This window comes from Microbulbifer mangrovi (genome assembly GCF_002009015.1).
GTDB lineage: Bacteria > Pseudomonadota > Gammaproteobacteria > Pseudomonadales > Cellvibrionaceae > Microbulbifer > Microbulbifer mangrovi.
In genome coordinates this window covers 19832-27051 of record NZ_LZDE01000292.1, presented here as the reverse complement: position 1 = coordinate 27051, position 7220 = coordinate 19832, and the positions used below count along the sequence as shown (strand labels likewise).

At 56.4% G+C, this 7220-nt stretch carries 5 protein-coding genes and 1 pseudogene; 1 reads left to right on the top strand and 5 read right to left on the bottom strand.

The features are described 5' to 3' along the window. Positions 1–2129: MltF family protein (locus tag B4U49_RS07875; protein WP_078084028.1), on the bottom strand; the 2129-nt coding region annotated here is incomplete at its 3' end. 344 nt (positions 2130–2473) lie between these two features. Between B4U49_RS07875 and B4U49_RS07870 the strand changes: the two genes are divergently transcribed. After that, complete coding sequence (locus B4U49_RS07870) at positions 2474–3676, top strand: TIGR03032 family protein (protein WP_078084027.1); 1203 nt, start codon at positions 2474–2476, stop codon at positions 3674–3676. Between the two features lie 9 nt (positions 3677–3685). Here the strand turns inward: B4U49_RS07870 and B4U49_RS07865 are convergent, their stop codons facing one another. From B4U49_RS07865 to B4U49_RS19355, 4 genes and pseudogenes are all read right to left on the bottom strand, one after another. Next, positions 3686–4867: an ATP-binding protein gene (locus B4U49_RS07865; RefSeq protein WP_078084026.1), complete on the bottom strand. Its 1182-nt coding sequence runs from the start codon at positions 4865–4867 to the stop codon at positions 3686–3688. Then, positions 4867–5619, bottom strand: coding sequence for a response regulator transcription factor (locus B4U49_RS07860; RefSeq protein WP_078084025.1), 753 nt, complete (start codon positions 5617–5619; stop codon positions 4867–4869). The genes B4U49_RS07865 and B4U49_RS07860 overlap by 1 nt, the downstream gene beginning before the upstream one ends. Continuing rightward, positions 5619–5984, bottom strand: coding sequence for a DUF3019 domain-containing protein (locus B4U49_RS07855; RefSeq protein ID WP_078084024.1), 366 nt, complete (start codon positions 5982–5984; stop codon positions 5619–5621). Before B4U49_RS07855 ends, B4U49_RS07860 begins: the two co-directional genes overlap by 1 nt. 2 nt (positions 5985–5986) lie before the next feature. Further along, positions 5987–6826: pseudogene (locus B4U49_RS19355) on the bottom strand (MipA/OmpV family protein). Positions 6827–7220 lie beyond the last annotated feature (394 nt).

Here is a 7220-nt window from a genome sequence, read left to right as displayed (position 1 = left end):
CCGGCATTATAGGAGGCGAGGGTAAACCACATCTTGTTTTCCGGGCTGATGCCCTTGTCTTCAAACTTGCGGTGCAGCCAGTTCAGATATTTCAAGCCGGCACGCACACTGGTTTCCGGGTCGAACAGATTTTTTTCGCCCACCTGCTTGCCCGTATCGGGCATCACCTGCATCAGGCCGCGTGCCCCGACCCAGGATTTGGCCTTGGGGTTGAAGGTGCTTTCTTGAAACATCTGGGCCACGATCAGGCGCCAGTCGAAGTCGTATTCATCGGCATATTTTTTCACAAGTTTGTCAAACGGTGATATCTCGCCTTTTTCACTCAGGGATTTGATTTCGTCGCGGGTGCGTTTCGGTTCGTCAAAATATTTATGGAACAGGGTTTTGCGCAGCTTGACGATATTGGGGTCATTGAAGAATTTGGTCACCGCCGCCAGCAGTTTCGGATTACTTTCGCGTACCATCCACGCGTAGTAATTGTCATCGACATGTAGGTCTAAAATATTGACCACATCGTCTCGCCAGTGGTGTTCCAGGCGCACAGTGACGTCGTCGGCGATGGTCAGGTCATACTCCCCATCTGCAACGCGGTCCAGAATTTGCGGGATGGTCAGGTCCTCGGGCACCAGCGTGATGTCGATCTTTAGTTTTTTTAACTCGGGGTGTTCAGCGAGCAGCTCCATCAGTAATTCGAACTGACTGCTGGAACGCAGCAGATGAATGGTTCTGCCATTCAAGTCTTCCAGTTTTTCAATCTTGTCGCCGGGGCGGCCAACCAGAGATACCGCTTCTTTCATGTAAGATGGTCCGAAATCCATACCGGTGTTATCCCGCGCCTCGGTCGCGGATATCAGGCTGGCAGCGACATCGGCCTTGCCATCCCGGACCATGGTGAAAATTTCCCGGTGCGTGGGCGCGACGATGACTTCGAGCCGCACGTCGAGGGACTTGGCAAACTTTTGCAGAAGCTCGTATTCATAGCCCATCACCCTGCCTTTCCACATGAAGTAAGTGCCCGGGTGGTTGCGGGTTACCGCGCGCAATACGCCGCGCTCCTTGATCTTGTCCAGGTCGCCCAGGTGTCGCGCGTAGGGATTGGTGAGTTTGATATCGCGAATTGCCGCATCCAGCGCTTCTTTTAATTGTGGTGAATTCTTGCGGATGCCAATGGTGAGCGGATCTTCCCGCTCGAATACGATATTTTTTTTGAGGTTGTCGCGGAATTGCTGGATGAGATCAAAAATTTGCTCATCAATTACCGTGAAGTCGATATGCCCGAGTGACACATCAAGAGCGAGCTCGACATAGTTTTTCTCCACAACCTCGAGTTTCAGTCCCGGGTGCTGTTTGGCCAGTTCGCGTCCGCGCGTTTCGAATACGGTACCTTTGGTAACCGCGAGAGTTTTGCCGGCCAGCTCGTCACCTGGCTTGACTTCAGCGACGTCGGTTTGGGATAGCAAGGTATCATGGGTTGTTCCCGTCGGGCGGGTAAAGTCAATAAGCTTTGCCCGCTCTTCGGTGGGCACCAGATTGTTGGCAATAATATCGCCTTCCCCGGCGATGAGCTTGGGGATGAGCTGATCGAAACTGTTTACGATCAGCACAACAGGCTCAAGGCCTAATATTTCGGCCTTCTGCTTCGCCAGCTCGATTTCAATGTCCTGCTGGGTTGCGGCGCGGTGGAGCGAATCTGTATTGGCTACATCGGTGAGAATACGCAGTTTTCCCCGCTTGCGAAGCGCGTCCAGGTCACCTTTCTCGATGTAGTTGTTAAATGCGCCGATGGGAAACTCACCGGTGGTATCCGGCGCCCAGTCGGCAGTGGGACGCAGGTCATCTTTGTCTGCCGCTTTGCCGGTAAATTTTTCGCGAGGTACGTTTTTCTCAGTAGCCGAGTCCACCCCTGCAGACTGGTCGGTCTCGTCAGGTTCGCTCGCGCTGTCGGGTGCACTGTTGGCGCCGGTGTCCGGGGTAGAGGCAGCAGTTGCCTCGCGCTCTTTACTGGCGCTGGCGCCGGGTTCGATGTTTTGACCGGCGGCTGAATTTTCCGCCGAACGCTCGCAACCAGTCACCGTGGACAATATGCAGAGCACACAGAGCCCCATGAATGCCCGCAGGAATTTTTGCATCTGTCCTTCCAGCTTCATTTAAACCGATATTTTTAGTCTAGTCATAGGCGTTCAATCCGCTGCTAATGGCTTATATTTCGGGCCGTCAGTGGCGCGGAATTGGTGCACATCGGGTCATCTCAGGTGACCCGCCATTTCGTGGAAGGCGACTCGCCGTTGTGAAGATGACCAGGGTGTTGTCTGGGGTCGAGTCTTTAGCGGGTCTTTGCTACAAACTGTTACAAGTAGTCCCCCCGGTCACGCCACCGGGCGCGTTACAGTCCCACGTTGCCAGAAAATCTGGCGAGCGAGAACAATGACCGGGTTCGCGGCTGCGGACCCTGAAGCAACTCCGTGGTACCGAATTGAGTGATACAGATGTAACCGCCGAAGCCGAAAAGCCGGCGGCCGGCAGGGTAGAGAACACCGCGCAGCAGGGACAGCAGCCAGAACAGCCCACCGAGATTACCGACCCGGGCGCCGGTGCGCCGCCGCAGGCCCAGCCGGAACCGGTGCGCAAATCCTGCTCTACCGGGCTCGCGCAGTGGATGCACCAGCGCCAGCTGTCCATTGCGTTTACTTCCTATCAGTCCGGCCGCGTCTACATGGTGGGCGCCGAGCCCGGCGGCAAGCTGTCCTTCCACGAGCGTATCTTCCAGCGCGCCATGGGCATTGTGGGCAACCGCAATCGCATTTACATGGGCGGCCTGTACCAAATCTGGCGTTTTGAGAACGTGCTGCAGCCGGGGCAGGCGACAAACCAGGTTTTCGATGCCTGCTATGTACCGCGCAACGCGCAGTTTATCGGTGAGGTGGATATCCACGAGCTGGGCATCCAGAAAAACGGCAAGATTGTGTTCGTCAATAGCAAGTACAACTGCCTGGCGGAGCCGAGCCTGACCCACAGCTTCCGCGCGATCTGGAAGCCGGATTTCATCAGCAAGATCGTCCCGGAAGACCGCTGCCACCTGAACGGCCTGGCGATGGTGGATGGCAAGCCGAGGTATGTGAGTGCGGTATGCAAGTCCGACACCATCGATGGCTGGCGCGAGCGCCGCGACAACGGCGGTGTGATTATCGATGTGGAAACCAGCGAGATCGTGTGTGAGGGACTGTCCCTGCCGCATTCGCCGCGCTGGGCGGATGGCCGGTTGTGGGTGCTGAACAGTGGCACCGGCTACCTGGGCCATGTGGATTTTGAGACCAAGTGCTTTGTCCCGCATACCTTCTGCCCGGGCTTTGCCCGCGGTCTGGCGATCCACGGAAACTATGCGATTGTTGGTCTTTCCAAGCCGCGTTACGAGCGCTTCGAAGGTCTTGAGTTGGACCAGAACCTGGCGGACAAGGATTCCGAGGCCTGGTGTGGGGTGCAGTTCATCAACCTTACCAATGGCAATGTGGAGCACTGGATCCGTATCGACGGTCCGGTAAGCGAATTGTTCGACCTGACGGTGCTGCCGGGCACCCGCTGCCCCATGAGCATTGGTCAGCAGAGCAAGGAAAACCTTTCCATGGTGACTTACGAGGACGCCACCGGTACGGCTACCGGCGTCGATGCCATAGGCTGAGAAATCCGCTTACGCCCGGTTGGGCCAGCGCAGGGTGGCGCGGGTCCCGCCGAGGTTGGCTGACTGATCCAGCAGCAGCTCACCCTCGTGCCACATCATCACCTTCTTCACGATATACAGGCCTAGGCCGTAACCCTGATCGTCGGTGGCGGAACGGGTAAAGGCATCGGTTAATTCCAGGGCGTCGCCACCCAGTCCCGGACCGTTGTCTTCCACCGACAAATGGCAGAAGCCTGCGCGCAGTTCAAAGCGTATATCCACCCGGTCGCGGGCATATTTACCGGCGTTGGCCACCAGATTCTGGATGGCAATGCTCAGTGAGTCCGGCTCAAGCCAGGCGCGCTTGTCGGGAAAATAATAGGCAATTTCCAGGTCGGGACACTGGGTTTCCAGATGCGACCCGAGCTCGGTAAAAAATGTCTCGAGGGCGATGGATTTGCGTGACAGAAACTGTTCGTGTACCTCGACCCTGGCGAAGTTCAGGTACTTGTCCACCAGCTGTTCGATATCCCGCGTCGCCCGGTTGATGACCTGGGCACTTTCCGAATCGCTATCCGCCAGCGCTTGCTGAAACTTGATTCTCGCCAGTGGCATGCGCACTTCGTGGGCGATGGTGCGCGCCAGGTCCTGGTTCATCTGGAAATGACTGGTAACGATATTTGCCATACGGCGGAAGGTTTCCGCGAGCGGGAAAATGGTCGAGCGCCGGCTGAATTGGTTGGGAATATGAAACGGCTTTTTGCTGAAGCGGATCGCCTGTTTTTGCAGGCGGTTGAGATCGCTGAACATGGGCCAGGTCAGCAATAGCAAAACCACCAGCATGGCGCCGATAAACAGCAGTCGCCACTGGGTCACACTCTGGGCCTGCTCGTGGGGAAAGGGACCGATTTCCAGCACCGTATTGTGGTGTCGGTGATAAAACAGAATCTGTCCATCGCCCGCATCCAGTCCCACAACCTCACCCGCATCCAGACGTTTGCGCAAGGCGCCGGAAAAATGAATCGCGTCCGCGGGATAACTCTGTGCCAGGGGGGCATCGCCGCGCTCCAGTGCCTGCGCCAATTGTGCCGCACTGATGGTGTATTCCTCGGGCGTGGTGGAATAGAGGCTGTACAGTGCGGCGACCGAGGAGTAGACCACCACCAAGGCCAGCGCGAGCACGCTGACCAGGCGCAACATCTGCAGGCGCATCAGGGGGTGCCGTGCACGGTATTCAGCGAGTATCCGCGACCGCGGATGGATTGGATGGCGACGCCGTCGGGAATGGCATCCAGTTTTTTGCGCAGGCGGCTGACGCGCATATCGATCACCCGGTCGAGCCCGTCAAACTCCCGCCCGATCACCCGCCGGAACAGGTATTCCCGGCTGAGCAAACGCGCCGGTTGCTCGGCAAAAATCTGCAACAGGTCGAACTCGTTGGTGGTGAGCGGCAGTGGCTTGTCCTTGACCCGTGCCTGACGGCTTACCAGGTCGATGCTGAGTGGGCCGAAAGTCATGCTTGCGTTGGCCGGGGTCGGACTCTGGGATGTGCGCAGGTGGGCCTCGATTTTTGCCCACAGCAGGTGTGGATCGACCGGCTTTACCAGGTAATCGTGGGCGCCGAGGCGCAGTCCGGTTACCTGATCATCCACAGAGCTGAGCGCACTGAGAAAAATCAGCGGGCAACTGAGCTGGCTGCGGAACTGTTCCAGCAGCTGAAACCCGCTGGCATCCGGTAACACCACGTCTGCAATGATCAGGTCGTAATCCTTGTGGTGAACGGCCTTCATGAAATCGCGACCATTTGCCGCATAAGTCACTTCGCAGTGGCGTTCGGACAGGAAGCGCACAATCAACTCGGCGAGCTGCTCGTCGTCTTCCAGCAATAAAATTCGGTAATTGCCCGATGTGCTCTCCGTCTCTGCGATTGACGGTTTGCTGACAGGGTGCTGCACAGGCGTCATTACAGTAGGCCCCAGCCGTAACGACGGCGATGGCGCTTGGGTTGGTATTGGGCGACTTTCAGGATTGCCGCAGCTACATCCTTCCCGCTTTCGCTGGATGTCACCTGAAAACGGGTGTCATTGGTACTGCTGATAAACACTTCGAGATCGTCGTTGTCACCGGAGAAGCAGCGCACCAGTCCCCTGCCGACGATCGACAGGCAGTAGCGGTTGTTGTCGTCCGCATCAAAATGGATTCTTACCGAGATACTACAGCGGGATTCGTTTTCGTCTACCGCGCAAACACTGGGAATCAGGCGCAGGTCCGCTGCCTGTGATAGAGCGGGCAACAGCGATGGCAACAGCAAAAGTAATCGCCACATCATCGTTATTGCCTGCTGCCAATGGTGTACTGCACGCCGGCAAACCAGTTGAGGGTATGCGGGTGCTCAATAAAGCGCGGGTTTCTCCCCGCCTCATCGAAGTCGTTGTAGCGGGCGGCCAGTCGCAGTTCCAGATTTTTGCTTAGCGGATAGGAAAAATGCAGGCGCGCGAATTTGTCGGTCGCATCAGTGGCAGGGTAGGCGCTCGCGTAACGGCTGTAGAAAATATCCGCTTCCTGCTCGGTGAATTGATAGTAGTAGCTCACCAGATCCGCGTCTTTCTGGGTGGCGCCAACTCCAAATCCAATGGCGCCGCCGAACAGCGGGTACTGCTTGTCAAAACTCAAATGGGTTTCACTGCCGTGGTGCACATCACTCACGTCGTGAAATCAGGAAAAGGAAACGTCGACCCAATCCGATACCAGGGTAACGCTGGGGCCTGCAACGATTGACACCCTGCGCTCCGTATCCGCGGGATCCGCAGCTTGGAACTGGGTCATAAAGTTGCTCAGTACACCGTCGCTGGCAGAACTGCTTTTGTCTAGCAGGTAATACAGGCCGTCTTCATTGGGGCGTGCGACCAGGTCGAGATAAATATTCTCGTTTTCCAGAAGGCTGTAGCCCACTGTGAGATTACTGAGGAAGAAACGTTTCCCGTAATAGCTGATGTTTGGGAGAAAGTAGCTTTCGCCATCGCGCTTTCCCGCCAGAGGATTCTCTACTACCCCGTAGCCAGTGCTGAGGCTGATTTCCCACTCCGGCGCCCGAACTTCTGCCGGTGTGGTGCCGGCGGCATACAGTGGCGCCAGGCACGTCAGCAGAACGATCGGAGTCAACTTGGTCATGGAGGTCATCTGAAGCGGGGTTACCGAAAAAGTGTCGCGCAGTTGGTGCTGGCTGTATTTTGAACTTTTGTATCACAGCGTAACCGACCGCTCCATAGTGCCCCGGAAAACCTTACAAACTGTTACAAAATGTTTTTTTGTGGAGTATTTTTCCGTAAAGCAGACGATCGTCAAACATATACACTGCTACGGCATCCTTAGACTTTCTGGTCGGATTTTATCGGTTGAGTGACTGTTTCTCCCCTCTCGGTACCCGCCACCCATTCGCCCCCTTTTATGGCGCAGCTTGCGGTAGGCTCGCTCCCACCTGGTGCGCTTACAAACTGTTACGCGAAACCCTTGGAGAGCTGGATTGTGCCCGTGGTTTGATGCGCCATTCTGGAATGTTTGATAG